Genomic DNA, 25,020 nt, shown 5'->3' on the forward strand with positions numbered 1-25,020 from the left:
GACCGCGACGGACATCGCTCAGCGCAAGGCTGGTGCCGTCAGAGTGATCTTAGGGCCTGGGCCGAGTCCCGGTCTAGGGAAGGGGAGGGCCGGCCTCGGAATCCCGCCAGCCCGGTCTTTCCCTGCAGGGGGCCTAGTGGGAGGATGCCTATAGGTGCGGACCGGCGACGAAAAGGACGGGAAACGACATGTCCACCCAGGAATCCGTGGAGACAGAACGCAAGTACGACGCTGACTTGGAAACGCCTCTTCCCGCGTTCGTGGACATCACCGGCGTCGAACAGGTCGCTGACCCTGCCGATCATCAACTCGAGGCCGTCTACTTCGACACGGATGGCCTCACCCTTGCCAAGCACCGCATTACCTTGCGGCGCCGCACAGGGGGCACCGATTCAGGCTGGCATCTGAAGCTGCCGGCAGAGCGGGACTCCCGCATGGAAATCCATGCACCGCTGGGGCAGCCTGAGACCGTTCCCGAGGAACTGGCGGAGAGGCTCCTGGTGTTCACCCGCGGCGAAGAGCTCAAGCCCGTGGCCCGGATCCATACCCGCCGGACGTTGCACCGGCTGCACGGAAGCGAGGACGTCACCCTGGCCGACTTCGTGGATGACCACGTGACGGCCGAGACGTTGCACCCTATGCAATTGGAGCGGCGATGGCGTGAATGGGAAATCGAGCTGGTCCACGGCGATGAAGCATTGTTTGAGAGCGCGGAGCGTGTTCTGTCGGGGGCGGGCGCAACACCTTCCGGGCATGTTTCCAAACTGGCCCGTGCCTTCGGGACCGCCTGGCCATCGCCCGTCCCCGCACCACCGAAGGCCCGCCCGAAGGGTTCTGCGGGAGACGCGGTGGTCGCCTACATCGCCGCCCAGCTCGCTGAAATCACCGCACTGGACTCCAGCGTCCGGCAAGGCGTCGACGACGCCGTTCACCGCATGCGCTCGGCCACACGCAGGCTCCGCTCGGCTTTGTCCGCCTACGGCAGGCTCTTCGACGCCGAAGCAGGTGACCGCCTCAAGACCGAACTGAAATGGCTGACCAAGGTCCTGGGCAAGGCCCGGGATGCAGAGGTGCTACGCGACCGGATCGGGGAACTGCTGAATGATCAGCCCGATGGCGCTGTCCCCGCCGCTGCCGCCTCCAGGATCCATGACGAGCTTGAGACTGCCTTCAACTCCGGGTACCGCGAGATGCTCCGCTCCTTGGGAACGAAACGGTATTTCTTGCTCCTGGACGCCCTTGAGAAGTTCCGCGACGAGCCTCCTACAAGACCAAGAGCCGACAAGAAGGCCCGTCCGGTCACGGCCAAGCTCGCCGCGAAAGCGATCAAGCGGGTGCGCCGTTCCCAGAAGGAAGCGGCCCGGCAGGCGGGCTCAGAGCATGACACGGCATTGCACCAAATCCGCAAGGATGCAAAGCGGCTGCGGCATACAGCCGAGGCCTTGCAGGACGTCCATGGTAAACCGGCTGCCAAGTTGGCCCGTCGCGCCCAGAAGGTCCAGAAGGTCCTAGGAGAGCATCAGGACAGCGTTGTAAGCCGTTCGGTGCTGCTGCGCCTCGCAAACGACGCGCACGGATCAGTGGAGGGCAACTCGCCGTATGGCCCCCTGCTCGCTGCAGAAGAGCAGCGAGCAGCTGACTCGAAGGCCCGCTATGAAAAGATCGCCAAGAAACGCTTGAATCCCCTGTGAGGAACGCCACTGCGAGGGAAGGGATTCTGAGGGACCGGGCTTGCCCTCAGAGACTCAGCCCTCGCACTCCACGCAGTACGCGTGGCCGTTCTTTTCACGGGCGATCTGGGAACGGTGACGGACGAGGAAACATGAGTAGCAGGTGAACTCGTCTTCCTTCTGGGGAACGACTGCGATGATCAGTTCCTCGGCGACGAATTCGCCGCCTGGTACCTCGTTGCCTTCAAAAGCGTCAGCCTCGTCCAACTCCCGCACAACGCTGCGCGCGTCCGGAGCATTGGCAGACTGCAGTGCCTGAAGTGACGTGCTTTGGGATTCCGCGACGTCGGAGCGGAGTTCGTCGTAATCGGTTGCCACCTGGGGTTATCTCTTCTCTTGTGTATTTGCTGGCGAATGTGCAACATACACCATGCGGCTGCTATTCCCCACATAGCGGCCAAAATCGTGGCGCCATCGTCATGAAGCTCCCGACGGCGGCGCGCGGGCCCGAGCGCCCGATCAGGCCTGACGTCCGACGTCGCGTCCGACGTCGCGATGGAGGTCCGCGTCCAGCCCGTGGACGCTGGCGAGCTGTGCGAGCAACTCGCCGAGTTGCGTGATCTGTTCGTCTGTCAGCGGGGCGAGAAGCTCGGCTTCGTGCTGTTCGGCAATGCCGCGGAGTTCCCGCAGTACGCGTTTGCCGGCGTCCGTGAGGCGGAGTTCATAGTTCCGCCGGTCCGTACTGCTGCGCACCCTGTCCACGAGGCCGCGCTCCTGAAGCGAGTCGATGAGTGAAACCACCCGGCTAGGGACGGCGCCGAGCCTGTCCGCGAGGGAGCGCTGGCTCAACCCGGGGGCGCGTCCGAGCAGGCGGATGACACCGGCGTCGCTGGGCGTGAGGCCGATCTCCCGCGTGCGGTCGGCGAAGCGCGACGACGCTACGGCGCCTAGCTGCGACAAGAGAAAAGCGGTCCGATTCGGCCGGCCCGGTGTGGCTGAGTCCATGGATTCAGGATACATGCTTGACAGAACAATTCTAGAGGTGAACTATTTCAGTAGTGATGCAATTACGGAATGTCCAGCCACTACTAGAAAGGTTCAGCCATGAGTAGTCGTTCGATTCCCGATGAAGATCGTCCAACCCGGTCCGGCGGCCCGCACCCCGGCATTCTTGCCCTCATCAGCTTGGCCATTTTCCTTGCCAGCCTCATCATGTCCGCAATCCTGACAGGCGGCCAGACCTTCGTCTCGCCGTTTTCCCCGACGCGGCAGGTGGCCGCATTCTTCCAGCAAAACGTCGCTGCGATGCGGGTCGGCGGCATGCTCCAGTTCGGCTCCGCCGTGCCATTGGGGATCTACGCGGCCACCGTCTACGCCCGGCAGCTCCGTCTCGGCGTGCGCGTTCCCGGACCGGCCATTGGCTTCTTTGGCGGGATCAGCGCAGCCGTCTTCCTGATGTTGTCGGGTTCCGTGACCTGGCTGTTGAGCCGGCCCGAAATCACCACGGATGGAACGCTCACCCACGCACTCGCTTTCCTCGTGTTCATCACCGGCGGGGTGGGGTTCGTCGTCGGGATCGGGCTCCTCATGGCGGGCATGGCCGTCCCGGCCCTGATCCTGGGCTTCATGCCGCGTTGGCTGGCCTGGACCGGACTGGTGATTGCCGCACTGTCCGAATTGAGCTTCCTGTCGATGGCGATCGAGCCTCTTCAGTTCCTTCTGCCGATAGGACGATTCGGCGGCCTCCTGTGGCTCGCCGCCGCGGGCTTCGTGTTGCCGCGCACCCGGGCGGCGGCGAACCAGGCCCCGCGGGCGCACGCGCCGCGCCAAAGCCGGATGCACGGCCAGGGCCGGACAGTGCGATGACGACGGCGGATCACGTCCCGCCGCTTTCCGGCAAGGTCGCGCTCGTGACCGGAGCCAGCCGCGGTATCGGTGCGGAGATCGCAACTGCACTGGTTGGCGCCGGTGCACACGTTGTCTTTGCCTCACGTGACAGCGCCAGCCTGTCCCAGCACGTCGACGCCGTGACGTCGGCCGGCGGACATGCCGTGGCCATGACCGTGGATGTGGGCAACGAGGAATCGGTGAAGGCGCTGATGGCCCAGGTCCGGGACCGCTTCGGCCGGCTCGACGCCGCGGTCAACAATGCGGCAGGAGGCGGCCGGACCCCGGCGCCCCTGGCCGATTGGTCGAGCGCGGAATTCGACAGCACAATCTCGGTCAACCTGCGCGGGGTGTTCCTCTGCCTGAAATACGAAATCGAGCTCATGCTGGCAAGCGGAAACGGCGGTGCGATCGTGAACATGTCCTCCACCGCCGGCGAACAAGGCGTCGCCGGCTTGAGCGGTTACGTTGCGAGCAAGTTCGGCGTCGGCGGCCTGACCCGGGTGGCCGCGCTCGATTACGCGGCTCAGGGCATCCGCGTCAACGCGATCGCTCCTGGGCCGATCCTCACCGAACGCCTCGCCGGCGCGGGCCAAGCGGCCCAGGACCGCGTCGCAGCGGCCGTGCCGCTCGGCCGGATTGGCTCCACGGCCGACGTCGCCGCTGCCGCCCTGTGGCTCTGCTCGGAGCAGTCCTCGTTTGTCACGGGAACCGTCCTGGCGGTCGACGGCGGCAGGCTGGCGGGAACGCCCGCGTTCAACACCAGCAGAAAGGGAAACCTGCCATGAATGAATCCCATTCCGACGCCGGGAGCGCAGCCTTCTTTGGGCGAGCGCAGAACGGAACAACGACGCCACTCCAGACCCCGCCCTAGAACGGCGGGGGTTCTGGCCGCTGGAGCAAATGGACCGTCCTGCCAACATCTGCTGCTTCGGTCGTATATTGCCGGCCGAGGGGTGACTTCCACTCGAGGTCGCCGGTTGGCGAGGACTGTTTATAGCTCCAGGCGCCGATGGACTTCAGCGCGTGGTGCTTTCGGCAGAGCATTGCAAGGTTGCCGGCGTCAGTAGTGCCGCCATCCTGCCACTCGATGATGTGGTCGGGTTCGCAAGCGACAACCCTCCGCGTGCACCCGGGGAACCGGCAGGTCCCGTCACGGCATTGCAGGTACCGGCGAAGAGCCTTCGGTACACGGTAGGCCGTGCGCCCCACACCCAGGACCTGGCCGCTGGTGCAATCCGTGAACAGCCGTTGCCACGTTGGCGCAAGGGCCGCCATGCGCCGGGCCGTTGCACCGTCTATGGGTCCGTATCCTTCGAGTTCAGCTGTATCGAACTCGCCACCGCCGGGCACGACGCTGCCGCCAAAGACGGATCCAACGGGAATGGTCATCACGACCTCGGCGCGGAATACCCCGGATTCGGACACGTCAGATCCGCCAAGCAGCTCGCCTGATCTACTTAAAAGCCGGTCAGACCCACCAAAGAGACGGTATGCCAGCGCATCCGCGCGGAGCTCCGAAAGTGTGCGGGAATCGGGGGCAGCACCAAAATCGGGTGTAGGGTGCGGCCCGGGAAGGCCTCCCAGCTCCGCAGCCCGTGCACTGGCCTGCCGTGCATCGTGGTCGAGCCCGTTGTAAATGGCCATCCCGACTTCCGCCGTGAGGAACGCGGAGAGCGTGCACATACCGTCCGGCTCGGCCGTGAACCATACACCGCGCTGCCGCTGGGCAGACTCTTTGCGGGCGGTGATGCTTTCGGGGTGCACATGCTCGCGCAGCCGCCGCAGGCAGGCGCGGAACTCGGACAGCGTGCGGCGCCGGCCTTGCCGCGTCCGCGTGCGCAGCAAGGCCACGGTAGCGAATTTTTCGGCGTGCCCGGCCGGGAGCGAACGGGCCTGGTCGAGAATGATCCGGGCGTGCATTTCAGAGATATCCCCGGCCTCGACCGCCTCGAGGACTCCCCACTGGGACGTCGTGAGATCCGCGGCATCATGAAGCAAACGCGCGGCCATGCCTTCCGTCAAGGCACAGGCGGTGGACACTTCGGAGACGGCCAGGGCATGGGCCTCATCCCCACCGAACCGTACCGGCTGCCTCTCTTTCCTCCGCGGGGATTCTTCATCGATTACTTCTTCAACTCGGGCCAGGGCCTGATACTTCATGGCGGTTGCCCAGGCAATGAGCCTATCGGCCGATTCCACAGCACTGAGCGCATCGTCGGCACTGAGGAAGGAAGCGAGCGGCAGGCTCATGGTGCCAAGCAGCGGCGAATCCTCCCGGTCCGTGAAACTGACGGCCGGAACCCACGCATCGCTTTCCGTTCCGAACACCCGGTCTTCCACGCCTGCCCCCTCCTGGATTCCTGGCCCTGAAACCATGCGGACCTTTCGGCCGCCTGACAGTTTCAGGCTAGGGGGAGGGTCTGACATTTATGGGCCGGCGGACAGCCACGGGGAACATTCATCGCAGCTGCCAAGCGTTCCCTAGCCGGGACCGTTCCAGATGCGACGCCACCACGGCCGCTTGCCCGCACGTTCCCGATTTACGGCTTCCTGGGCGGCCGTGGCCGCGCCAGCCGCCGCCCGGCGCTCGCGCCAGCGTTCCAGTTCGACGCCGACGTCGCGGGTTTTCGTGATCACCGGCGGGCCGCCTTGTAGCTGGCGCCGCGCGTCAATGACCCGGGCGTTGAAGTCCTCCACCAGCTCGCGCACCTGGTTTTCCGAGTACAGTGCGTCGAGCTTGGCATCCAATTCCGCATCCTCGGTGCGGAGCAGAATGGCCTTCGGGCCAAGGCCGCTAAGATGCTCGCGCTGAATGAGGCCTTTGACCCACCAATCGGGATCGTAGCGCTCGCCCAGCCCTGGGATCGGTTTGCCTGCGTACTTCAGGTTGTCGAACTTCCCTTGCGCCATGGCGTCCCGGATCAGGTATTCCACCCGCGCGGCGTCGTCTGTCTTCTTGCGCTTCCGGCGCTCTTCCTCGCCCGCGGCCTCAAGTTCGGCCTCTTCCTCTGCCGTCATGCCAGTCGCGCGGACATTCCGCAGTTCCATGGCGCGCTCCAGCCGGCGCTTGAACGCACTGTTTTCACCATTCACGGTTAATCACCGCCTTCGCTTGCGGAAATCCTTGAACTGCCTCCAAGTATTCCGCAAACGGGAGCCCTCCGGGATGGCCCTCGCGATCACAGCCCCTGTTCACACCCGGCGCAGCTTACTAACCTGACTGGTAACGGCTAGCTCAGGAAGAGGTCACCATGGACGAACAGGGCATTCTGAACCGTATCCAATCGCTGGTGGAAGAGGAGCGGGAGCTCCGGGAGAAGGCAGAGGCGGCCCCGCCAGGTCCCGCGCACGCGCCGGACCGCGCAAGACTGGAGCACATCGAACAGGACCTGGATCAGTGCTGGGACCTGCTGCGGCAACGTCGGGCCAAGAGACAGTACGGGGAGAACCCGAACGAGGCCAAGCCACGGCCCCCGAAGCAAGTGGAGGGCTACACAGGCTGAAGCCGCAGGGAGCGTAAATGGCAGTTCGAAGCGCGGGCATCCTGTTGTACCGTCGGAGCTCCACTGGCGAATTGGAAGTATGGATAGCCCACATGGGCGGCCCGTTCTGGGCGCGCAAAGATGAGCGCGCTTGGTCCATCCCCAAAGGCGAATACCTTGACATCGAGGACCCCTTGGTGGCCGCCAAGCGCGAGTTCGCCGAGGAGATGGGTGTTGCTGCTCCCGCCGTCGACTTTTCCGAGCTGGGCATCTTCCGGCAGCCGTCCGGAAAACTCATCACTGCCTTCGCTGCGGAGACGGACTTCGCGCCCGAGAAGATCGTCAGCAACACCTTCGAGCTGGAATGGCCGCGCGGATCAGGCCTCATCCGGAGCTACCCGGAGATCGACAACGCGATGTGGGCCACGGAGGCTGTCGCCCGCACCAAACTGGTCAAGGGCCAGGTGCCCATCCTCGACGCCCTGGTCCGGCGCGTTGGGAGCGGTTAGGCCTTCTAGTCGGCGTCCAAGACCGGTCAGGAATGGAGAAGCGCCGCTCCGGGGCCGCGCCTAGAATTGCGGTCATGGACAACCGTCCACGCCAGCTCGGCCCCTAAATAACTTCAGGAGTGATCATGGGCGACTCTTCCAACGAGGGAATCAAGACAGTGCTGCATCCCGTGTCCGACCTCGCAGCCGCGAAGTCGGTGTACACGGCCTTGCTCGGGACCCCGCCGCAGGCCGACGGCCCGTATTACGTCGGCTTCGACGTCGCCGGCCAGCATATCGGGCTCGTCCCGGGAGGCGGACCGCAAGCCATGACGTCGCCCGTCGCCTACTGGCACGTTTCAGACATCGAGGCAAAGCTGGCCGAGGTGACTGCCGCCGGCGCTACCCTGAAGGAAGCAGCCCACGACGTCGGAGGCGGCCGTTTGGTGGCTACCGTCACCGACCCTGACGGCAACGTCCTCGGGCTGCTTCAGGATCCGCACTAGCCAAGCGCGCACAACCAGATGGAGACACGATGAGCACGGCCACGGGCACCGACACGCAGTCGCCTGAGCTGCATATTGCAGACACCCACGATCTGATTCGCGTACAAGGCGCGCGGGAGAACAACCTCAAGGACGTCAGCATCGAGCTGCCGAAGCGCAGGCTGACGGTGTTCACGGGCGTCTCCGGTTCGGGCAAGAGCTCCCTCGTGTTCGCCACGATCGCCGCGGAGTCGCAGCGCATGATCAACGAGACGTACAGCACCTTCGTCCAAGGTTTCATGCCCACCATGGCGCGGCCGGACGTCGATCTGCTCGAAGGACTGACGACCGCGATCATCGTCGACCAGGAGCGGATGGGCGCGAACCCCCGCTCCACCGTGGGTACCGCCACGGATGCCAATGCCATGCTGCGCATGCTCTTCAGCCGGCTCGGCCAGCCGCACATCGGATCGCCCCAGGCATTCTCGTTCAACGTGGCTTCCGTCTCGGGCGCGGGAGCAGTCACTTTCGAGCGGGGTGGGACGACCACCAAAGAGCGGCGGAGTTTCAGCATCACCGGCGGTATGTGCCCGCGCTGTGAAGGGCGGGGCTCGGTCACCGACTTCGACCTGACCGCACTGTACGACGGAAGCAAGTCGCTTGCCGGGGGCGCGCTCACCATCCCCGGTTACAGCATGGACGGCTGGTACGGCCGCATCTTCAGTGGTTCGGGTTTCTTCGACATGGACAAGCCGCTCAGCAAGTTCACCAAAAAGGAACTCAACGATCTGCTCCACAAGGAGCCCACCAAAATCAAGGTCGAAGGAATCAACCTGACGTACGAGGGGCTGATTCCGAAGATCCAAAAGTCCATGCTCTCCAAGGATCCGGAGGGAATGCAGCCGCACATCCGCGCCTTCGTGGAGCGGGCCATCACCTTCACCACCTGCCCCGAATGCAATGGCACACGGCTGACCGAAGCTGCCCGCTCGTCCAAGATCAAGGGAATCAGCATCGCCGACGCGTGCTCGATGCAGATCAGCGATCTCGCCGAGTGGGTGCGCGGCCTGGACGAACCGTCGGTCGCACCGCTCCTCAAGGGGCTTCAGCACCTCCTCGACTCGTTCGCGGAGATCGGACTGGGCTATCTCTCGCTCGACCGGCCGGCAGGTACGCTCTCCGGCGGTGAGGCGCAGCGAACCAAGATGATCCGGCACCTGGGCTCCTCACTCACAGACGTTACCTACGTCTTCGACGAGCCCACCATTGGCCTACACCCGCACGACATCGAGCGCATGAACAAGCTGTTGCTGCAACTGCGGGACAAGGGCAACACCGTGCTCGTCGTCGAGCACAAACCGGAGGCGATCGCGATCGCCGACCACGTCGTCGATCTCGGTCCCGGTGCGGGCACCGCCGGTGGCGAAGTGGTCTTTGAAGGCACCCTCGAAGGACTGCGTTCCAGCGGCACCCTGACCGGGCGCCACCTTGAGGACCGCTCAACCCTCAAGCAGGGCGTGCGGACATCCACGAGCGCACTGGAGATCCGTGGCGCGAGTGAGAACAACCTGCGCAACGTCAACATCGACATTCCGCTTGGGGTCCTGGTTGTCGTCACGGGCGTCGCCGGTTCGGGCAAGAGTTCGTTGATCCATGGCTCGTTGTCCAAGCGGGACGGCGTCGTTTCGATTGATCAAGGAGCCATCAAAGGCTCACGGCGGAGCAACCCCGCCACCTACACCGGGCTGCTCGAGCCCATCCGCAAGGCGTTCGCGAAGGCCAATGGCGTGAAGCCGGCGCTGTTCAGCGCGAACTCGGAGGGTGCATGCCCCACCTGCAACGGCGCGGGCGTCATATATACGGACCTCGGATTCATGGACACGGTGGCCACTCCGTGCGAGGAATGTGAAGGCAAGCGGTTCCAGGCTTCCGTGCTCGAGTACCGGCTCGGCGGGCGCAACATCGCGGAGGTATTGGCGATGTCGGTGAAAGAGGCCGAGGAGTTCTTCTCCGCGGGCGCATCCAGGATCCCGGCAGCCCATGCGATCCTGCAGCGGCTCACCGACGTCGGGCTCGGTTACCTCAGCCTCGGCCAACCGCTCACCACCCTTTCCGGCGGCGAGCGGCAGCGGATCAAGCTGGCCACCCACATGGGTGAAAAGGGCGGCGTGCTCGTTCTCGACGAGCCCACCTCGGGCCTGCACCTCGCCGACGTCGAACAGCTGCTCGGTTTGCTCGACCGGCTCGTGGACTCCGGGAAGTCGGTCATCGTCATCGAGCACCACCAAGCCGTCATGGCGCATGCCGACTGGATCATCGACCTTGGCCCGGGCGCCGGTCACGACGGCGGACGGATCGTTTTCGAGGGAACGCCCGCCGATCTGGTTGCCGGGCGTTCCACCCTCACCGGCGAGCACCTGGCTGCCTACGTCGGCCGCTGAACTGGCGGGAGGGAGTTACCGTGAAAGTTGAGCGCCGCCTGCGGGCCTTAAGCCACCAGCTCCGCGGCGGCGCTGTCCATGTGCTCGAGAATGGTCTTGCGTGCCAGGGATGCATCCCCGGTTTCGATGGCGGCCACGATGTCGTGATGCCGCTCGACGCTCATGTTCTTGACGCCCTTTTCCAGTCCGGCGAACATGATGGACATCCGGATGGATCCCTCCAGCGATTCCCACGAATGGAGAAGGGTCTCGTTGCCCGTGAGCCGGCACATGGTGCGGTGGAATTCCAGGTCGGATTCGATCCGTTCCTCGAGGCTTCCCTTGGCTGCGTCCGCCATGGCGTCAATGGCGGAGCGCAGTGAGCTGATCACCTGGTTGCGGTCCGGCAGTTCGCAGAGCGTGCGCGCGGCGAGGGACTCCAGGGCTGCCCGTACGGAGTAGATATCGCGGATTTCCTTCGCGTCCAAGTGGCGGACGGAGAGCCGGCCGCGGGGTCCGGCCGACAGCAGGCCTTCCTGCTCGAGTTGCCGCAGGGCTTCCCTGAGCGTTCCGCGGCTGATCTGGAGCATGTCCGACAGCTCGGTCTCGACGAGGTGGCGGCCGGGCTCCAGCTCGCCGCTCGTGATGGCCGTGCGGAGGGCAGAGAGCGCCTGCTCCCGGAGGCTTTTCTTTTCCAGTCCCAGAAGGGGTGCTGTTGCTCCGGCCATCGTGTCCGTCCTCAATGTCAGTGGTCGACTGTTTACAGTCGCTGTGTTAACTGTTGATCTTACGTCAGGAGCGCGGAACAGGCCCCACGCCCGCTCCGCGCTCCTGCCAAGGAATCACCCGGCTTAGCCCAGTTCCGCCAGAACCTTCGCCACGATCTGCTGCACCGACAGTCCGTAGCGTTCGTGCAGGGTCGGCAGCGCACCGGCGTCGAGGAACTCATCGGGAAGCGCCACGGGCACCACGCGCTTGCCCAGGCCGGCCGTGACCACCGCCGAGGCCACCGTCTCGAACAAGCCACCCACCACGCTGTGGTTCTCCAGGGTAACGGCCAGGCGGTCAGTGTTCAGTTCCGCCAGGACGGTGGAGGCGTCGAACGGTTTGATGGTGGGCGCATGCACGACGGCGACATCCACCTTGTGCGCGGCCAGCGCCTCCGCTGCCTGCAGCGCGCGCATGGTCATCAACCCGCTGGAGACGAACACGACGTCGTTGCCCCCGCGCAGCACCTTTGCCCTGCCGAGTTCGAACGTGTAGTCGTACTCGTCCAGCACCCTGGGAACGTTGCCTCGGAGGAGGCGCAGGTAGGTGGGACCGTCCGAAGCGGCCAGTTGTGGCACAGCTTGTTCGATGTCGACGGAGTCGCATGGATCAACGATGGTCAGGTTCGGCATGCCGCGGAAAATCGCCATGTCCTCGGTAGCCTGGTGGCTGGGGCCGTAGCCCGTGGTCAGCCCAGGGAGTGCACCCACGATGTTCACGTTGAGGTTCGGCTCGGCAATGTCGAGGCACAGAAAGTCGTAGGCGCGGCGGGCGGCGAACACTGAGTACGTGGAGGCGAAAGGCACCAGCCCGGTCTCCGCGAATCCGGCGGCTGCGCCGAAGAGCAACTGCTCAGCCATGCCCATTTGGAAGAAGCGTTCCGGGAATGCCTTCGCGAAGATGTGCATGTCCGTGTATTTGCCGAGGTCGGCGGTGAGCCCGACGATCCGCGGGTCAGCCTCGGCGGCCTTCACCAACGCATGGCCGAAAGGCGCGGAAGACGTCTTCTGGCCCGGGTCGGCGAACGAGGCGATCATGGCCGAGGTTTTCAGCTTGGGCGCTTTCACAGTGGTGCTCATCGCTGGGCCTTCCCGTTGAATCCTGCGGTCAGTTGCTGGCGGCAGAGCTGCCATTCGTGTTCTTCGATGCGCATGAAGTGCGCCTTTTCACGTTCCTCGAGAAGCGGCACGCCGCGCCCCACCTTCGTGTCGCAAAGGACCACGGAAGGACGCCCGACGGCGGCGGCCTGGGCCGCTGCGTTGTCGAACGCGGCCAGCAACGCACCGACGTCGTTCCCGTCTACGCGCTGCGCGTACCAGCCGAAAGCTTCCCACTTGTCCGTCACCGGCTCGGTGCGGAGGACCGTGTCCGTCTTGCCGTCGGCCTGCAGGGCGTTGATGTCTACCATCGCGGTGAGGTTGCCCAGTTGGTGGTGGTGCGCGCCCATGGCGGCTTCCCACGTGGAACCTTCGTCAAGCTCGCCGTCGGAGAGGAAGTTGTACACCCTCGCGCTGGAGCCCTGATGCCGGAGGCCGAGGGCAATTCCGACAGCGATGGCAAGCCCGTGGCCAAGCGAGCCTCCGGAGATTTCCATGCCCGGCGTGTACGTCGACATTCCGGACATGGGGAGCCGGGAATCGTCGGAACCGTAGCTTTCGAGTTCCTCCACCGGAATGATCCCGGCCTCGGCCAAGGCGGCGTAGTGGCCGATCGCGTAATGGCCCGTGGAAAGGAGGAAACGGTCCCGGCCCGCCCACTCGGGATCGTTGGCGCGGTAGCGGAGCTGGTCCGCATAGGCGACAGCAAGCATGTCCGCCGCTCCAAGTGCCTGGCCGACATAGCCCTGCCCCTGGACTTCGCCCATGTTGAGGGCGTGGTGACGGATCCGATGAGCGGCTGCGCCCACGCGTTCGATGCGTTCCATCGCGGTTTCTCCGATGTGTTGTTTCCGGGTCTCGAGCGAATGCGTGACGCCCATCAGGCATTCACCGGCTGGGGAGTGCTTTTGGTGGCCTCATCGGCCAACTGACGCTCGCGTTTGCCCCAGGTTTCCCGGGTGGCAAGGGCAGCCCAGAGCCCGATCAGGGCGTAGGCGCCGAAGAGCAGGGCCGGCCCCATCCAGCCGAAGCTGACGAACAGCAGGGTGGTGATGAAAGGCGTGAAGCCGGAGATCATGGCCGAGATCTGGTAGGCCAGCGAAGCGCCGGAAGCCCGGGTCTTGGCTTGGAAAAGCTCGGGGAACCAAGCGCCTTGCGCTCCGGCAAGGGAGTTCTGGCAGATCGCGTAGGAGATGACAATGGTGGCGATGATGAAAATGAACAGGCCGGTGTTGACCAGAAGGAACATGGGAATGGCGAACACGACGGCGAAGGCGCAGGACCATACGTAGAGTGGGCGGCGGCCGATGCGGTCGGTGAGCGCTCCCCAGGCCTGGGTCGCGAAGATGCCAATGGCGGAGGCAATGCACAGGGCCACCAAGGTCTGGGTTTTGTCCGCGAGATGCTGGCTGTTGAGGTAGGAAATCATGTAGGTGATGGACACCGCGTAGCCGGCGGTCTCTGCGATGCGGAGGCCGATGCCCTTGACGATGTTGCGCCAGTCGGTCTTGAGGACCTCAACGATGGGAGCCTTGACGATGTCGCCGGATTCCTTGACTTCGTCGAAGACAGGGGACTCCGGGACCTTGGAGCGGATGACCAAGCCAACGATGACCAGGAAGAGGCTGGCGAGGAACGGGATGCGCCACGCCAGTTCGCTGCCGAGCTGGACGCTGAACAGGAAGACCAGGTTGGCGAGCAGGAGGCCCACCGGGAAGCCTGCCTGGACGATGCCGGTGTACTTACCCTTGGATTTCCACGGCGCATGCTCATAGCTCATGAGAATGGCGCCGCCCCACTCCGCGCCGAAGGCCAGGCCTTGGACGATGCGGACGAACACCAGCAGTGCCGGAGCGAACAGCCCGACCATTGCATAAGTGGGGAGCAGGCCGATGGCAAACGTGGCCAGGCCCATCAGGATCAGGGAGGCTACCAGCACGGGCTTGCGCCCCAGTTTGTCGCCGAGGTGGCCGCCGATGATGCCGCCAAGCGGGCGGGCCGCGAAGCCGACGCCGAGGGTGGCGAAGGATGCAAGGGTGCCGGTCACCGGATCGCTTCCCGGGAAGAAGGCATGTCCAAAGTAGAGGGCAGCCGCGGTGCCGAAGCCGATGAAGTCATAAGTTTCGATGACCGCACCCACACCGGAGCCGATGGCGACGCGCCTGGCGTCTTTGGTGCCGTGGACCGGACCGCGCAGGGTCAGAGCTTCTTTGCTCATTGGTGAATCCCTTTCGAAGAGCGACTGAGCCACAGGGCTTCAGCACTGTCGACTGTTAACACATGATATGCCAGTGTGACCTGCGCCATCTACCCCTGTCAACAGTCAACTTCAAAGGTTGACTGTTGACAGTTAACCTAGCTATTGTGGTTCCCATCACTACTGCCCTCGGGCACGACTGGAGGAAACGAAGATGTTCGACTCCCGACTCGGTTGCTCGTCAATCAGCTTCCGGCACCAGGATCTATCTACTGCATTGCGCACCATCAACGGCCTGGGCTTTGAGGAAATCGACCTCGGCGCACTGCCCGGCGTCTGCGATCACGTACCTTATGAGCTTGATTCCGACGCCGTCGCGGACGTGACTGCGGAGGTGGCCGCCTCAGGGTTGCGGATCCGCTCGGTCAACGGCGATATAGGCGACCTCAATGCAGTGCTCGACGGCGGCCAGCGGGCCGCGCGGGCACGGCACCTCGACGCTTTGCTCACTCTGACCGCCAACACAAGCGCGAAGGCCCTGGTCCTCCCCTGTGGCGCCTTGAACCACAATCCCGTCCGCGGCATCGAAGAAGACCTGGACACCATCGCGGCCCAACTCATAGGTGCCGGACAGCGCGCGGCGGAATTCGGCGTCGAACTCTGGACCGAATCCCTGCACTTCCTCCGGTTCTGCTGGAACTTGGACCGAGCCGAACAGCTAGCGGCGCGCCTCGCGGACTCCGGCGTCGGTATTGTCATGGACTTCAGCCACATCGTTGCGGCGGGCGAAGACCCGCTCGAGTACATCGAACGCCATCGAGGCCGGATCGCCCACGTCCACCTCAGGGACGCGGTTCCCGGCAACATCAACCTCAGCATCGGAAACGGGCAGGCGGACTTCGCCGCCGGACTCAGCTCGCTGGCAGCCGCCGGTTACAACGGCCATTTCTCGCTCGAACTCGAGACCCGCGACGTCACCCACGAAGAACGCCCAGCAGCGGCCGCCAAAGCTGCCAGCTTCATCACAGACCTCATCTAGTCACCACCAACGAACAAATCCAAGGAGCATCATGACCACCACTATCCAGCGCACCGCCGTCCTCACCGGGGCTACCTCCGAGCGGGGCATCGGCATCACCACCGCGCACCGCTATGCCAGCAACGGCTGGGCCGTGGTGATCCTGGACCTCGACGGCGAGAAGTCCGCCAAGGTCGCAGCGGAAATCGGCAACCAGTACAACGTGCCTGCGTTCGGTTACGAGATCGACGTCGCCAACGAAGCTTCAGTCGACGCGGCGTACAAGGCAGTCGCCGCGGAAATCAAGGCCGGCAACCTCCCCGTTGTCGGCGCCTTGGCCAACATCGCCGGCATCACCTCGCCTGTGCCGTTCCTAGAAACCACGCTGGAACTCTGGCACAAGATCATGGATGTGAACGCCACAGGTACCTACCTCGTGACCAAGGCCTTCCTGCCCGATATGATCACCAGCGGCTGGGGCCGGATCGTGAACATGTCCTCCGTCTCAGCCCAACGTGGCGGCGGCGTTTTCGGCAAGGTCCCCTACTCGGCCGCGAAGGCCGCCATCCTCGGCTTCACCAAGGCGTTGGCCCGTGAAATCGGCGCCACCGGCGTCACCGTGAACGCCATTACTCCGGGCGCCGTGGACACCAACATCCGCGTCGGCAGCACCGACGAACAGGAAGCCGCCATCAACGCCGGGATCCCGCTGGGCCGCAACGCCACCACGGAGGAAATCGCCGCGGTCATCACGTTCCTGTCTTCCGAGGAATCCGCCTATCTCACAGGCACCACCATCGACATCAATGGTGGAAGCCACATCCACTAACAGCCTCCATCCGTAGCCGAAAGAGCCCACGATGACCCGTATCTTCAATGATCCAGCCGACTTCGCCGACGAAGCCCTCGCCGGTTTCTGCGACCTCCATGCCGGCCTGGTGCGCCAGGTTCCCGGCGGGGCCGTGCGTCGCCACCGTCCCGGCCAGCCCAAGGTCGCAGTCCTGGCCGGCGGCGGATCCGGACACTACCCCGCTTTCGCCGGACTCATCGGCGCCGGACTGGCCGACGGTGCCGTCGTGGGCAATATCTTCACGTCGCCGTCCGCGCAACAGGCCTACTCCGTGGCCAAGGCTGCCGACAGCGGCGCCGGAGTGGTGTTCACCTACGGCAACTACGCCGGGGACGTCTTGAACTTCGGCATGGCCAGCGAACGCCTGGCCGCGGAGGGCATCGCTGTCGAGAACGTCCTGGTGACGGACGACATCGCCAGTGCCACGCCGTCGGAAGCCGACAAGCGCCGCGGCATCGCGGGCGACTTCACGGTCTTCAAGGTCATGGGTGCCGCCGCGGAGCGAGGCGATAACCTTGCCGACGTCGTGCGCTTGGGCCGGAAGGCCAACAGCATGACCCGCACCATCGGCAGCGCCTTCCACGGTTGCACCTTCCCGGGAGCGGAAGCACCGCTGTTCACGCTCAAGGACCGGCAGATGGGGCTCGGCCTCGGCATTCACGGCGAGCCCGGCCTGCTGGACACCGAACTCCCGCCGGCAAAGGAACTCGGGCAGGAACTCGTGGCGCGGCTCCTGGCCGAAACGCCCGCGGGCGCGGGAAACCGGATCGCGGTGATCCTCAACGGACTCGGTTCCACCAAACACGAAGAGCTCTTCGTGTTGTGGCTGACCGTGGCTCCGTTGCTGCGCGCGGCCGGCTACACCCTGGTCATGCCGGAGGTCGGCGAGCTGGTCACGAGCCTGGACATGTCCGGCGTCTCCCTCACCATTACGTGGCTGGACGAGGAACTCGAACCGCTCTGGACGGCACCGGCCGAAACGCCCGCTTACCGGCGCGGCAACGCTGCCCTGCTGTCCGGCGGTCAGCTTACGGAGGAAGCGTTCGACGGCGGCCCTGCCGCCGTGGAATTCGCGGCAACTCTTGCCTCCCACAACTACGCCGCAAATTGCGCGGCCGCTCTCGAGGCAGCCCGGAAAGCGCTGCACGACGCCGAATCGCACCTTGGCGACATGGACGCGGTAGCGGGCGACGGCGACCATGGCCGCGGGATGGTCCGCGGAATCGATGCTGCCACTTCGGTCGCGGCAAGGACCCTGGCCGATGGTGCCGGTGCCGGCGATATGTTGGCAGCCGCGGGCGACGCCTGGGCGGATAAAGCCGGCGGAACGTCAGGCGTCCTGTGGGGCGCAGGCCTCCGGGCGTTCGGCGAGTCCCTTGGCAATGACCAAGCGCCGGAACCGGCTGAACTTGCCGCTGCCGTGACAGCTTTCGCTGCGCGGATCAGTGGTCTGGGCAAGGCCGAAGTGGGCGACAAGACCATGGTGGATGCCCTGCTCCCCTTCGACGAAACCTTCAGCAAGCGCATCGCCGAAGGCGTTCTTCCGGATATTGCATGGGCTGAGGCGGCGGCTGCGGCCACCTCGGCGGCGCGAGCCACGGCCTCGCTCCGCCCGCTCAAAGGTCGGGCCCGTCCCCTGGCGGAGAAGAGCCTGGGCACAGCTGACCCGGGAGCCACCTCGCTGGCAATGATCTTCACAGCCATGGGACCGCACCTTGCGCACGCCTCCGACCGTGCAGCGCCCGCGGCCACGGCCGCAACCACCCGAGCGATCGCATGACCACGAAAGGAGAGGCAATGGGTTTCCGACTCATCCTTGGCGCCGATGAAGCAGGCGTGGACTACAAAGACCGGATCATGGCGGACCTGCGGGACGATCCGCGGATCACCGAGATCATCGACATCGGCGTCAACCGCGGCGATTCCCTGGAAGACTTCACCACGCCCTACCCGTACGTCGGGATCAAGGCGGGCGAGCTCATCCGGGACGGCCATGCAGACCGGGCCATCCTGTTTTGCGGCACCGGAATCGGCGTGGCCATCGCGGCGAACAAGGTGGACGGCATCCGCGCCACTACCGCCCACGATTCCTTCTCCGTGGAGCGCTCCATTCTGTCCAACGATTGCCAAGTGCTCACCATGGGCCAGCGCGTGGTCGGGGTGGAACTGGCCAGCCGGCTGGCACGGGAATGGCTTGGCTATGCCTTCGACCCCGCCTCGGCGTCAGCCGACAAAGTGAAGGTGCTCACGGATTTCGAGGGCTGCTGAATCCATGCAGCGCAGGGGGTGGGCCGGGCGCCGCTGTGATGAGTCTCACCTGCAACAAACGCCGTTCCGGCTTGAGCAGTCCGCGCCGCCCTGTGCACTATGGAAAAGCTGTACGGCGGCTTTCGCACTGGCGCGATAGCCGGAAATCCGGATTCATGAATGGAAGCACTGAACAATGACGTTTGAAACTGCCGACTCCGTAACCCTCAAGATTTGGGACCGCTCAACCACCCACCACACCCTGGACGCATTGGTGCACGAGTTCTCTGTGCGCCACAACACCTCCAAGGCCAGCATCGCGGTCACCTGCAGCGGACCCAACACTTTCACTGTCAGCCTCGACGCAACTTCCGACGTCGTCCGTTGAGAGGTGAGATCTCGGCACTTTCGTGAACCCAAAGAGCCGAGATCTCACTCATGGATTTCCCCGGTCGAGGGAGGATAGTTTGGTCGCATGACCCCTAGCTACAGGTATGACGTCGAGGTCCTGCATCTTTTGGTGTCGCCGGGTCATGCCTACTTTGGCCGTGCCCGCGAAGGTGCAGCGAACGTACCAACCACGGATGCCGAACAGGTTAATCTCGTTGCCGGCAAGGGCATCGTCGGCGATCGGTTCTTCGGCAAGGCAGCCCATATGGATGCCGCGGTCACGGTGCTCGCGGTCGAGGCCCTCGAAGCCATGGCCGCCGAGCTGGGAGCCGGGCCTTTCGATCCGCTCTTGACACGACGAAACGTGGTCATCAGAGGCGCCGAACTAGGCCCGCTGCTAGGGCACGATTTTGCACTCGAATCGCTCGGGGACGTAGTCCGGCTCAAGGCCGGACGGCCCGCCCACCCTTGCGCCTGGATGGATCAGATGCTCACCGCGGGCGCACACAAGGCCATGCGCGGCCGAGGAGGAGTGCGTTGCCAAGTCCTGGGCGACGGCATCCTTCACCGCGGCCCGGCAGTGCTGATCAGCCCGGTGCCCTTGGACCCTGAACAGGCGGGCGTAGCTACTGTGCTGCGGCCATCACGTCTTCCCTAGCAGCATTCGACCCCGGAGATATCCTCAGACCTCCGCCACCGGCGCCGCGAACTGCGCTTCGTACAGCCTTGAGTAGGCTCCCCCAGCGGCCAGCAGTTCCGCATGCGTGCCTTGCTCCACGATCTGCCCGGACTCCATCACCAGGATGAGGTCTGCGTCGCGGATCGTGGACAGGCGGTGCGCGATGACAAAGCTCGTCCGGTCGGAACGCAGGGCACTCATCGCCTTCTGAACCAGAACCTCGGTCCGGGTGTCCACGGAACTCGTCGCCTCGTCCAGAATCAAGACCGACGGACGGGCCAGGAACGCCCTGGCAATGGTGAGCAACTGCTTCTCACCGGCGGAAATGTTGCTGCCTTCGTCGTCGAGCACGGTGTCATAGCCCTCAGGGAGCGAGTGCACGAAGCGGTCAACATACGTTGCTTGGGCGGCCTCCAGAATCTCCGCTTCGGTAGCATCGGGCCGTCCGTAGGCGATGTTGTCACGGATGGTGCCGCCGAACAGCCACGTGTCCTGAAGCACCATGCCCATCCGTGAACGGAGCTCGTAACGGGACATCGAGGCGACATCGACGCCGTCGAGCGTTATCCGCCCGCCGTCGAGCTCGTAGAAGCGCATCATCAGGTTCACCAGCGTGGTCTTGCCTGCTCCCGTGGGCCCGACGATCGCCACGGACTGGCCGGGCTCGGCCACCAGGCTCAGATCCTGGATCAGCGGCTTGTCTTCCGAATAGGAGAAGGAGATGTTCTCGAACACCAAGCGCCCGCGCGTCAATTCGGGAACGGCCGAAGGCTCGGGATCCGCGCCCTGCTCCTCGGTGTCGAGCAATGCGAACACACGCTCTGCGGATGCCACGCCGGACTGGAGCAGATTGGCCATCGAACCGAGCTGGGCCAGGGGCTGCGTGAACTGCCGTGAGTACTGGATGAATGCTTGGACATCGCCCAGCTGCATGGCGCCCGAAGCTACTTGAAGGCCGCCCACCACGGCGATCCCGACATAGACGAGGTTGCCGATGAATGTCAGTGCCGGCATGATCAAGCCGCTGATGAACTGGGCGCCGAAGCTAGCCGAGAACAGCTCTGCGTTTTTCTCGCGGAACTTCTCCTCCACTTCGCGCTGGCGGCCGAACACCTTCACGAGAGCATGGCCGGTGTAGGTTTCTTCGATCTGCCCGTTCAGCTCACCGGTGTTCTTCCACTGGGCCACGAACAGCTTCTGGGAGCGCTTGGCAATGAGCACGGTGGTCACCAGCGTCAACGGCACCGTGACCAAGGTGATAACTGCCAAAACCGGCGAGAGCAGGAACATCATGAAGATGACGCCCGCCACCGTGAGCAGTGAGGTCACCGCCTGGCTGATGGACTGTTGGAGACTTTGCGAAATGTTATCGACGTCGTTGGTCACGCGGCTGAGGAGCTCGCCGCGCTGGACCGAATCGAAGTAGCGCAAGGGCAGCCGGTTGATCTTCGCTTCGATCTGCTCACGTAGCCGGTACACAGTCCGTTGCACGACGCCGTTGAGCACGTAGGCCTGAATCCAGCCGAACGCTGAGGCCAGGACATACAAGACCAGCACCCACAGCAGTATCGAGGACAACGCCCCGAAGTCGATCCCGACGCCGGGAGTCAGGTCCATGCCCTTCAGCATGTCCGCCTTGGAGCCCTGCCCGGAAGCACGCAGTCCCTCGATGACCTGTTCCTTGCTCACCCCGGCGGGAAGTTGCTTGGACACCACCCCGGCGAAGATCAGGTTGGTTCCCTCGCCGAGCAGCCGCGGGCCGATCACCGACAGGGTCACGCTTCCGACGGCGAGGACAAGCACCAAAACCAGCCACAAACGCTCCGGCCGCAGTGTCCCCAGGAGCCGCTTGGCCGACGGCAGGAAGTTCATGGCCTTCTCGGCCGGAACGCTCATTCCAGCGAAGGGTCCGCCGCGGCCGGGGCCCATCGGCGGGCGCGGCGGACGGTTCGCGGTGCTGGGTGCGCTGCTCATGCCGCCTCCTCCGCTGCCAGTTGCGAGGAAACTATCTCCCGGTACGTTTCTGAAGTCTCCAACAACTCCTCGTGGGTTCCGCGCCCCACCAGCCGCCCGTCGTCGAGCACCAGGATCTGCTCGGCGTCAGAGATGCTGGATACCCGCTGCGCAATGATGACCATGGTGGCGCCGGATGTGTGGCGCTTGAGCGCCTGGCGGAGCCGGGCGTCCGTGGCGGTGTCCAAGGAGGAGAAGGAATCGTCGAAGATGTAGAGCTCGGGTTGCTTTACGAGGGCCCGGGCGATCGCGAGGCGTTGCCGCTGTCCGCCGGAAACGTTGGTGCCGCCTTGGGAGATCGGAGCGTCAAGCCCGCCCTCCATTTCCTCGACGAAGTCCTGGGCCTGCGCAATGGAGAGCGCCCGCCAGAGTTCTTCCTCGGTGGCATCGGGCTTGCCGTAGAGGAGGTTGCTGCGAACCGTGCCGGAGAACAGGTAGGGCTTTTGCGGGACCAGTCCGATGTGCCCCCATAAGAGGTCCGGGTGCAGTTCGCGGACGTCGACGTCGTCGATCCGCACCGAGCCGCTGCTCGCGTCGAAGAGCCTCGGCAGCAAGTTCACCAGGGTGGTCTTGCCTGCCCCCGTGCTGCCGATGATGGCCGTCGTCTGGCCTGCGCGTGCCCGGAAGCTGATGCCGCTCAGGACAGGCTGCTCGGCACCCGGGTAGGCGAATCCGACGTCGAGCAATTCCAGTTCGCCTCGGCCGGCTGTTTCCGTCACAGGGTTCTCAGGAGGCCGCACGCTGGATTCGGTCTCAAGCACTTGTCCAATGCGGTCCGCGGAAACAGCAGCGCGCGGGATCATGACGGCCATGAACGTGGCCATCATGACGGACATCAGGATCTGCATGAGGTAGCTCAGGAAGGCGATCAATGTGCCTACCTGCATGGACCCGTCGTCGATCCGGAACGATCCGAACCAGATCACGGCGACGCTGGAAACATTGAGCACCAACATCACGACGGGGAACATGAGGGCCATGAGCCGCCCGGCGCGCAGGGCCATTTCCGTGACGTCCTGGTTGGCCGAAGCGAAGCGTTCTGTCTCCATGTCCTCGCGCACGAACGCGCGCACCACGCGGATGCCGGCCAGCTGTTCGCGGAGCACGCGGTTCACGGTGTCGATCCGGACCTGCATCTTGCGGAACAGCGGCACCATCCGGCTCACGATGAGACCGACCGCGACGAGCAATACGGGGACGCTCACGGCAATCAGCCAGGACAACTGGGCATCCTGCCTGACGGCCATGATTACCCCGCCGATGCTGAGCATGGGCGCCGCAACCATGAGGGTGCAGGACATCAGGACGAGCTGCTGCACCTGTTGCACGTCGTTGGTTGACCGCGTGATCAGTGACGGCGCACCGAAGCGGGTGACCTCTTGCTCGGAGAACTCCCCCACCCTGGTGAAGATGGCGCCGCGCAGGTCCCGCCCCAACCCCATGGCGGCTTTCGCGCCGAAATACACGGCCGTGATAGAACACGCGATCTGCAGGAGCGTGATGAGCAACATGAGGCTGCCGGTGCCCAGGATGTACCCGGTATCCCCCTTGGCCACGCCCTCGTCGATAATGTCGGCATTCAGTGTGGGCAAGTAAAGCGACGCTATGGACTGCGCCAGCTGGAAAATGACGACGGCGACCAGCAGCCGCCGATGTGGCCGCAGATACTGAACCAGAAGTTTCCAGAGCATCGTTCTCCAACCCACGTAGTGATTCGAAGGCCAGTCTACGACTGGTTGCCGGGGGCAACTAGGGCTTCTCCTCAGGGCGAAAGGTGGCGGAGAGCGTGCCACGGCCGCACCCGGACAGTAGGCTGGAAACGCTCGGCAAGATCCGCTAGGAAAGGACCGTAGTCTTGGCTTACATCACCGTCGGAAATGAAAACAGCACCGAGATCGAGATTTACTACGAGGACCACGGGACCGGCCAGGCAGTGGTCCTTATCCACGGCTACCCCCTGGATGGTTCGTCCTGGGAGAAGCAGACCACAGCACTGCTCAACGCCGGCTATCGCGTGATCACCTACGATCGCCGCGGCTTCGGCAAGTCCAGCAAGCCAACCGTCGGTTACGACTACGACACCTTCGCCGCGGACCTGAATACGCTGCTGGACACGATCGACGTCAGCGACGCCGTGCTGGTGGGTTTCTCGATGGGCACCGGTGAGGTGGCCCGCTACATCAGCAACTACGGCTCGGCGCGGGTAGCGAAGGCCGTGTTCCTGGGGTCCTTGGAACCGTTCCTCCTGCAAACTGACGACAACCCGGACGGCGTCCCGCAATCCGTATTCGACGGCCTTACCGAAGCCGTCACTGCAGACCGATACGCCTTCTTCACCGAGTTCTTCAAGAACTTCTACAACAGCGACGCCTTCCTCGGGACGCCTCGCCTGAGTGAGGAATCCGTGCGGGCCAGCTGGAACACGGCTGCCCAGTCGGGTGCCCACGCCTCGGTGGCCGCCCAGCCAACGTGGCTCACCGACTTCCGCGCCGACATTCCGAAGATCGACGTTCCCGCCTTGATCGTCCACGGTACCGAGGACCACATCCTCCCCATCGACGCCACCGGCAGGAGGTTCGCCGAAGCGCTGCCCAGTGCCAAATACGTCGAGATCGACGGCGCCCCGCACGGCATGCTCTGGACCCATGGCGACGAGATCAATGAGGCTCTGCTGGACTTCCTAACGAAAAATTAGGGCGAAACTAACTGAATATCGCGGGAACCTTAACGCCCCTGGTCCAGTCTTAATGCAAGCACAGGCGGAACCCATTCGCCGGCGAAAGCACCAAAGCTGCAAGGGGAGCAGGACCAGCCATGAAGACAACAACAGCCCGGGATGAAGTTACCGCCATCAACGGCGTGATCACCGATCGGCAACCCGTTGACTTCCACGCCCTGGGGCTCGCCGGCTGCATTGACCGCTTGGCCGAACCGCTTCGCCGCGAAGGAACCGAAATCCACTGGGAGACGCCGCATCATGGCGTTGAAATCTCGGCTGGCTCCGCCACCTTGCTCTACCACGCAGCCAAGGAAGTGCTCAGCAACGCGTTCAAGTACGCGCACGCCCACGACGTGACGGTCCGGCTCGCTGCCGTCTACCACGGCATCCGGCTGACAATCACGGACAACGGCGCCGGTTTCGACAGCTGCGCCCTGCCGGCAGGCGGACACCACGGCTTCGGCCTCCGGCTCATGTCCATCGCCGTCAGCGAAGTGGGCGGCGAAGTCTCGGTTGTGTCGACGCCCGGCAACGGCACCTGTGTGACGGTCACGCTGCCGCTCGACTGATCGGCGTCGACGCTCGACGGCGGCAGGCGGCCCGGGCA

The 25,020-nt window shown here is 64.4% G+C and carries 25 protein-coding genes; 15 read left to right on the forward strand and 10 right to left on the reverse strand.

The window, feature by feature from the left end; translation table 11 throughout:
* Window positions 1-188: 188 nt before the first annotated feature.
* Entirely contained in the window at window positions 189-1,691 is a 1,503-nt protein-coding gene (locus J2S96_RS17865) for a CYTH and CHAD domain-containing protein (RefSeq protein ID WP_306866444.1), read from the forward strand.
* Window positions 1,692-1,745: 54 nt separating this feature from the next.
* Here the strand turns inward: J2S96_RS17865 and J2S96_RS17870 are convergent, their stop codons facing one another.
* Together J2S96_RS17870 and J2S96_RS17875 are read right to left on the reverse strand one after the other, a co-directional pair.
* A complete protein-coding gene (locus tag J2S96_RS17870; protein ID WP_059389433.1) occupies window positions 1,746-2,048 on the reverse strand; it encodes a DUF4193 domain-containing protein in 303 nt (100 codons plus the stop codon).
* Window positions 2,049-2,189: 141 nt separating this feature from the next.
* Window positions 2,190-2,675: a MarR family winged helix-turn-helix transcriptional regulator gene (locus J2S96_RS17875; protein ID WP_306866448.1), complete on the reverse strand. Its 486-nt coding sequence runs from the start codon at window positions 2,673-2,675 to the stop codon at window positions 2,190-2,192.
* Between the two features lie 99 nt (window positions 2,676-2,774).
* On the opposite strand from J2S96_RS17875, the gene J2S96_RS17880 reads away from it, so the two are divergent.
* Together J2S96_RS17880 and J2S96_RS17885 are read left to right on the forward strand one after the other, a co-directional pair.
* The gene (locus J2S96_RS17880; RefSeq protein ID WP_306866451.1) at window positions 2,775-3,536 is read left to right on the forward strand and encodes a hypothetical protein; all 762 of its coding nucleotides are present in this window, start codon (window positions 2,775-2,777) and stop codon (window positions 3,534-3,536) included.
* Window positions 3,533-4,345, forward strand: coding sequence for an SDR family NAD(P)-dependent oxidoreductase (locus J2S96_RS17885; RefSeq protein WP_306866454.1), 813 nt, complete (start codon window positions 3,533-3,535; stop codon window positions 4,343-4,345). Before J2S96_RS17880 ends, J2S96_RS17885 begins: the two co-directional genes overlap by 4 nt.
* Before the next feature lie 82 nt (window positions 4,346-4,427).
* Here the strand turns inward: J2S96_RS17885 and J2S96_RS17890 are convergent, their stop codons facing one another.
* Both J2S96_RS17890 and J2S96_RS17895 read right to left on the reverse strand, forming a co-directional pair.
* Window positions 4,428-5,936 (reverse strand): HNH endonuclease, encoded by a 1,509-nt coding sequence (locus J2S96_RS17890; protein WP_306866457.1) that lies wholly within the window; start codon window positions 5,934-5,936, stop codon window positions 4,428-4,430.
* A 105-nt stretch (window positions 5,937-6,041) separates the two neighbouring features.
* On the reverse strand, window positions 6,042-6,653 hold the full coding sequence (locus tag J2S96_RS17895; RefSeq protein WP_306866460.1) for a J-domain-containing protein: 612 nt from the start codon (window positions 6,651-6,653) through the stop codon (window positions 6,042-6,044).
* Window positions 6,654-6,811: 158 nt separating this feature from the next.
* On the opposite strand from J2S96_RS17895, the gene J2S96_RS17900 reads away from it, so the two are divergent.
* The 4 genes from J2S96_RS17900 to J2S96_RS17915 all read left to right on the forward strand — a co-directional run bounded on the left by J2S96_RS17900 (window position 6,812) and on the right by J2S96_RS17915 (window position 10,456).
* Window positions 6,812-7,063, forward strand: coding sequence for a DUF2630 family protein (locus tag J2S96_RS17900; RefSeq protein ID WP_306866463.1), 252 nt, complete (start codon window positions 6,812-6,814; stop codon window positions 7,061-7,063).
* A gap of 17 nt (window positions 7,064-7,080) precedes the next feature.
* Entirely contained in the window at window positions 7,081-7,551 is a 471-nt protein-coding gene (locus J2S96_RS17905; protein ID WP_306866466.1) for an NUDIX domain-containing protein, read from the forward strand.
* 125 nt (window positions 7,552-7,676) lie between these two features.
* Complete coding sequence (locus tag J2S96_RS17910) at window positions 7,677-8,036, forward strand: VOC family protein (RefSeq protein WP_306866469.1); 360 nt, start codon at window positions 7,677-7,679, stop codon at window positions 8,034-8,036.
* A gap of 29 nt (window positions 8,037-8,065) precedes the next feature.
* Complete coding sequence (locus tag J2S96_RS17915) at window positions 8,066-10,456, forward strand: excinuclease ABC subunit UvrA (RefSeq protein ID WP_306866471.1); 2,391 nt, start codon at window positions 8,066-8,068, stop codon at window positions 10,454-10,456.
* Window positions 10,457-10,503: 47 nt separating this feature from the next.
* Here J2S96_RS17915 and J2S96_RS17920 read toward each other — a convergent pair whose 3' ends face one another.
* From J2S96_RS17920 to J2S96_RS17935, 4 genes are all read right to left on the reverse strand, one after another.
* A complete protein-coding gene (locus J2S96_RS17920; protein WP_306866474.1) occupies window positions 10,504-11,163 on the reverse strand; it encodes a GntR family transcriptional regulator in 660 nt (219 codons plus the stop codon).
* A gap of 123 nt (window positions 11,164-11,286) precedes the next feature.
* Window positions 11,287-12,282 (reverse strand): transketolase family protein, encoded by a 996-nt coding sequence (locus J2S96_RS17925; RefSeq protein WP_306866476.1) that lies wholly within the window; start codon window positions 12,280-12,282, stop codon window positions 11,287-11,289.
* The gene (locus J2S96_RS17930; RefSeq protein WP_306866479.1) at window positions 12,279-13,181 is read right to left on the reverse strand and encodes a transketolase; all 903 of its coding nucleotides are present in this window, start codon (window positions 13,179-13,181) and stop codon (window positions 12,279-12,281) included. Before J2S96_RS17930 ends, J2S96_RS17925 begins: the two co-directional genes overlap by 4 nt.
* On the reverse strand, window positions 13,181-14,518 hold the full coding sequence (locus J2S96_RS17935) for an MFS transporter (RefSeq protein ID WP_306866481.1): 1,338 nt from the start codon (window positions 14,516-14,518) through the stop codon (window positions 13,181-13,183). Before J2S96_RS17935 ends, J2S96_RS17930 begins: the two co-directional genes overlap by 1 nt.
* 193 nt (window positions 14,519-14,711) lie before the next feature.
* On the opposite strand from J2S96_RS17935, the gene J2S96_RS17940 reads away from it, so the two are divergent.
* The 6 genes from J2S96_RS17940 to J2S96_RS17965 all read left to right on the forward strand — a co-directional run bounded on the left by J2S96_RS17940 (window position 14,712) and on the right by J2S96_RS17965 (window position 19,660).
* A complete protein-coding gene (locus J2S96_RS17940) occupies window positions 14,712-15,536 on the forward strand; it encodes a sugar phosphate isomerase/epimerase family protein (RefSeq protein ID WP_306866484.1) in 825 nt (274 codons plus the stop codon).
* A 31-nt stretch (window positions 15,537-15,567) separates the two neighbouring features.
* A complete protein-coding gene (locus J2S96_RS17945) occupies window positions 15,568-16,344 on the forward strand; it encodes an SDR family NAD(P)-dependent oxidoreductase (protein ID WP_306866490.1) in 777 nt (258 codons plus the stop codon).
* 31 nt (window positions 16,345-16,375) lie between these two features.
* On the forward strand, window positions 16,376-18,145 hold the full coding sequence (locus tag J2S96_RS17950) for a dihydroxyacetone kinase family protein (protein ID WP_306866493.1): 1,770 nt from the start codon (window positions 16,376-16,378) through the stop codon (window positions 18,143-18,145).
* Window positions 18,142-18,633 (forward strand): RpiB/LacA/LacB family sugar-phosphate isomerase, encoded by a 492-nt coding sequence (locus J2S96_RS17955; protein WP_306866495.1) that lies wholly within the window; start codon window positions 18,142-18,144, stop codon window positions 18,631-18,633. The genes J2S96_RS17950 and J2S96_RS17955 overlap by 4 nt, the downstream gene beginning before the upstream one ends.
* A gap of 175 nt (window positions 18,634-18,808) precedes the next feature.
* Complete coding sequence (locus tag J2S96_RS17960) at window positions 18,809-19,000, forward strand: hypothetical protein (protein ID WP_306866498.1); 192 nt, start codon at window positions 18,809-18,811, stop codon at window positions 18,998-19,000.
* An 87-nt stretch (window positions 19,001-19,087) separates the two neighbouring features.
* Complete coding sequence (locus J2S96_RS17965; protein ID WP_306866501.1) at window positions 19,088-19,660, forward strand: MOSC domain-containing protein; 573 nt, start codon at window positions 19,088-19,090, stop codon at window positions 19,658-19,660.
* A gap of 24 nt (window positions 19,661-19,684) precedes the next feature.
* Here J2S96_RS17965 and J2S96_RS17970 read toward each other — a convergent pair whose 3' ends face one another.
* Both J2S96_RS17970 and J2S96_RS17975 read right to left on the reverse strand, forming a co-directional pair.
* The gene (locus tag J2S96_RS17970; protein WP_306866504.1) at window positions 19,685-21,655 is read right to left on the reverse strand and encodes an ABC transporter ATP-binding protein; all 1,971 of its coding nucleotides are present in this window, start codon (window positions 21,653-21,655) and stop codon (window positions 19,685-19,687) included.
* Window positions 21,652-23,385: an ABC transporter ATP-binding protein gene (locus tag J2S96_RS17975; RefSeq protein WP_306866508.1), complete on the reverse strand. Its 1,734-nt coding sequence runs from the start codon at window positions 23,383-23,385 to the stop codon at window positions 21,652-21,654. The genes J2S96_RS17970 and J2S96_RS17975 overlap by 4 nt, the downstream gene beginning before the upstream one ends.
* 164 nt (window positions 23,386-23,549) lie before the next feature.
* On the opposite strand from J2S96_RS17975, the gene J2S96_RS17980 reads away from it, so the two are divergent.
* Complete coding sequence (locus J2S96_RS17980) at window positions 23,550-24,389, forward strand: alpha/beta fold hydrolase (protein WP_306866510.1); 840 nt, start codon at window positions 23,550-23,552, stop codon at window positions 24,387-24,389.
* A gap of 119 nt (window positions 24,390-24,508) precedes the next feature.
* Window positions 24,509-24,982, forward strand: a complete 474-nt coding sequence (locus tag J2S96_RS17985) for a sensor histidine kinase (RefSeq protein ID WP_306866514.1) — start codon at window positions 24,509-24,511, stop codon at window positions 24,980-24,982.
* Window positions 24,983-25,020: the final 38 nt, after the last annotated feature.

The organism is Arthrobacter bambusae, from assembly GCF_030812595.1.
Lineage (GTDB): Bacteria > Actinomycetota > Actinomycetes > Actinomycetales > Micrococcaceae > Arthrobacter > Arthrobacter bambusae_B.

Excerpts from the sequence above, each read along its gene's own strand:
- J2S96_RS17920 (WP_306866474.1), bottom strand. The coding sequence starts at position 11,163 with ATGGCCGGAGCAACAGCACCCCTTCTGGGACTGGAAAAGAAAAGCCTC.
- J2S96_RS17935 (WP_306866481.1), bottom strand. The coding sequence starts at position 14,518 with ATGAGCAAAGAAGCTCTGACCCTGCGCGGTCCGGTCCACGGCACCAAA.
- J2S96_RS17960 (WP_306866498.1), top strand. The coding sequence starts at position 18,809 with ATGACGTTTGAAACTGCCGACTCCGTAACCCTCAAGATTTGGGACCGC.
- J2S96_RS17950 (WP_306866493.1), top strand. The coding sequence starts at position 16,376 with ATGACCCGTATCTTCAATGATCCAGCCGACTTCGCCGACGAAGCCCTC.
- J2S96_RS17880 (WP_306866451.1), top strand. The coding sequence starts at position 2,775 with ATGAGTAGTCGTTCGATTCCCGATGAAGATCGTCCAACCCGGTCCGGC.
- J2S96_RS17900 (WP_306866463.1), top strand. The coding sequence starts at position 6,812 with ATGGACGAACAGGGCATTCTGAACCGTATCCAATCGCTGGTGGAAGAG.
- J2S96_RS17905 (WP_306866466.1), top strand. The coding sequence starts at position 7,081 with ATGGCAGTTCGAAGCGCGGGCATCCTGTTGTACCGTCGGAGCTCCACT.
- J2S96_RS17885 (WP_306866454.1), top strand. The coding sequence starts at position 3,533 with ATGACGACGGCGGATCACGTCCCGCCGCTTTCCGGCAAGGTCGCGCTC.
- J2S96_RS17915 (WP_306866471.1), top strand. The coding sequence starts at position 8,066 with ATGAGCACGGCCACGGGCACCGACACGCAGTCGCCTGAGCTGCATATT.
- J2S96_RS17945 (WP_306866490.1), top strand. The coding sequence starts at position 15,568 with ATGACCACCACTATCCAGCGCACCGCCGTCCTCACCGGGGCTACCTCC.
- J2S96_RS17930 (WP_306866479.1), bottom strand. The coding sequence starts at position 13,181 with ATGGGCGTCACGCATTCGCTCGAGACCCGGAAACAACACATCGGAGAA.
- J2S96_RS17970 (WP_306866504.1), bottom strand. The coding sequence starts at position 21,655 with ATGAGCAGCGCACCCAGCACCGCGAACCGTCCGCCGCGCCCGCCGATG.
- J2S96_RS17940 (WP_306866484.1), top strand. The coding sequence starts at position 14,712 with ATGTTCGACTCCCGACTCGGTTGCTCGTCAATCAGCTTCCGGCACCAG.
- J2S96_RS17925 (WP_306866476.1), bottom strand. The coding sequence starts at position 12,282 with ATGAGCACCACTGTGAAAGCGCCCAAGCTGAAAACCTCGGCCATGATC.
- J2S96_RS17875 (WP_306866448.1), bottom strand. The coding sequence starts at position 2,675 with ATGGACTCAGCCACACCGGGCCGGCCGAATCGGACCGCTTTTCTCTTG.
- J2S96_RS17955 (WP_306866495.1), top strand. The coding sequence starts at position 18,142 with ATGACCACGAAAGGAGAGGCAATGGGTTTCCGACTCATCCTTGGCGCC.
- J2S96_RS17910 (WP_306866469.1), top strand. The coding sequence starts at position 7,677 with ATGGGCGACTCTTCCAACGAGGGAATCAAGACAGTGCTGCATCCCGTG.
- J2S96_RS17865 (WP_306866444.1), top strand. The coding sequence starts at position 189 with ATGTCCACCCAGGAATCCGTGGAGACAGAACGCAAGTACGACGCTGAC.
- J2S96_RS17975 (WP_306866508.1), bottom strand. The coding sequence starts at position 23,385 with ATGCTCTGGAAACTTCTGGTTCAGTATCTGCGGCCACATCGGCGGCTG.
- J2S96_RS17965 (WP_306866501.1), top strand. The coding sequence starts at position 19,088 with ATGACCCCTAGCTACAGGTATGACGTCGAGGTCCTGCATCTTTTGGTG.
- J2S96_RS17985 (WP_306866514.1), top strand. The coding sequence starts at position 24,509 with ATGAAGACAACAACAGCCCGGGATGAAGTTACCGCCATCAACGGCGTG.
- J2S96_RS17890 (WP_306866457.1), bottom strand. The coding sequence starts at position 5,936 with ATGGTTTCAGGGCCAGGAATCCAGGAGGGGGCAGGCGTGGAAGACCGG.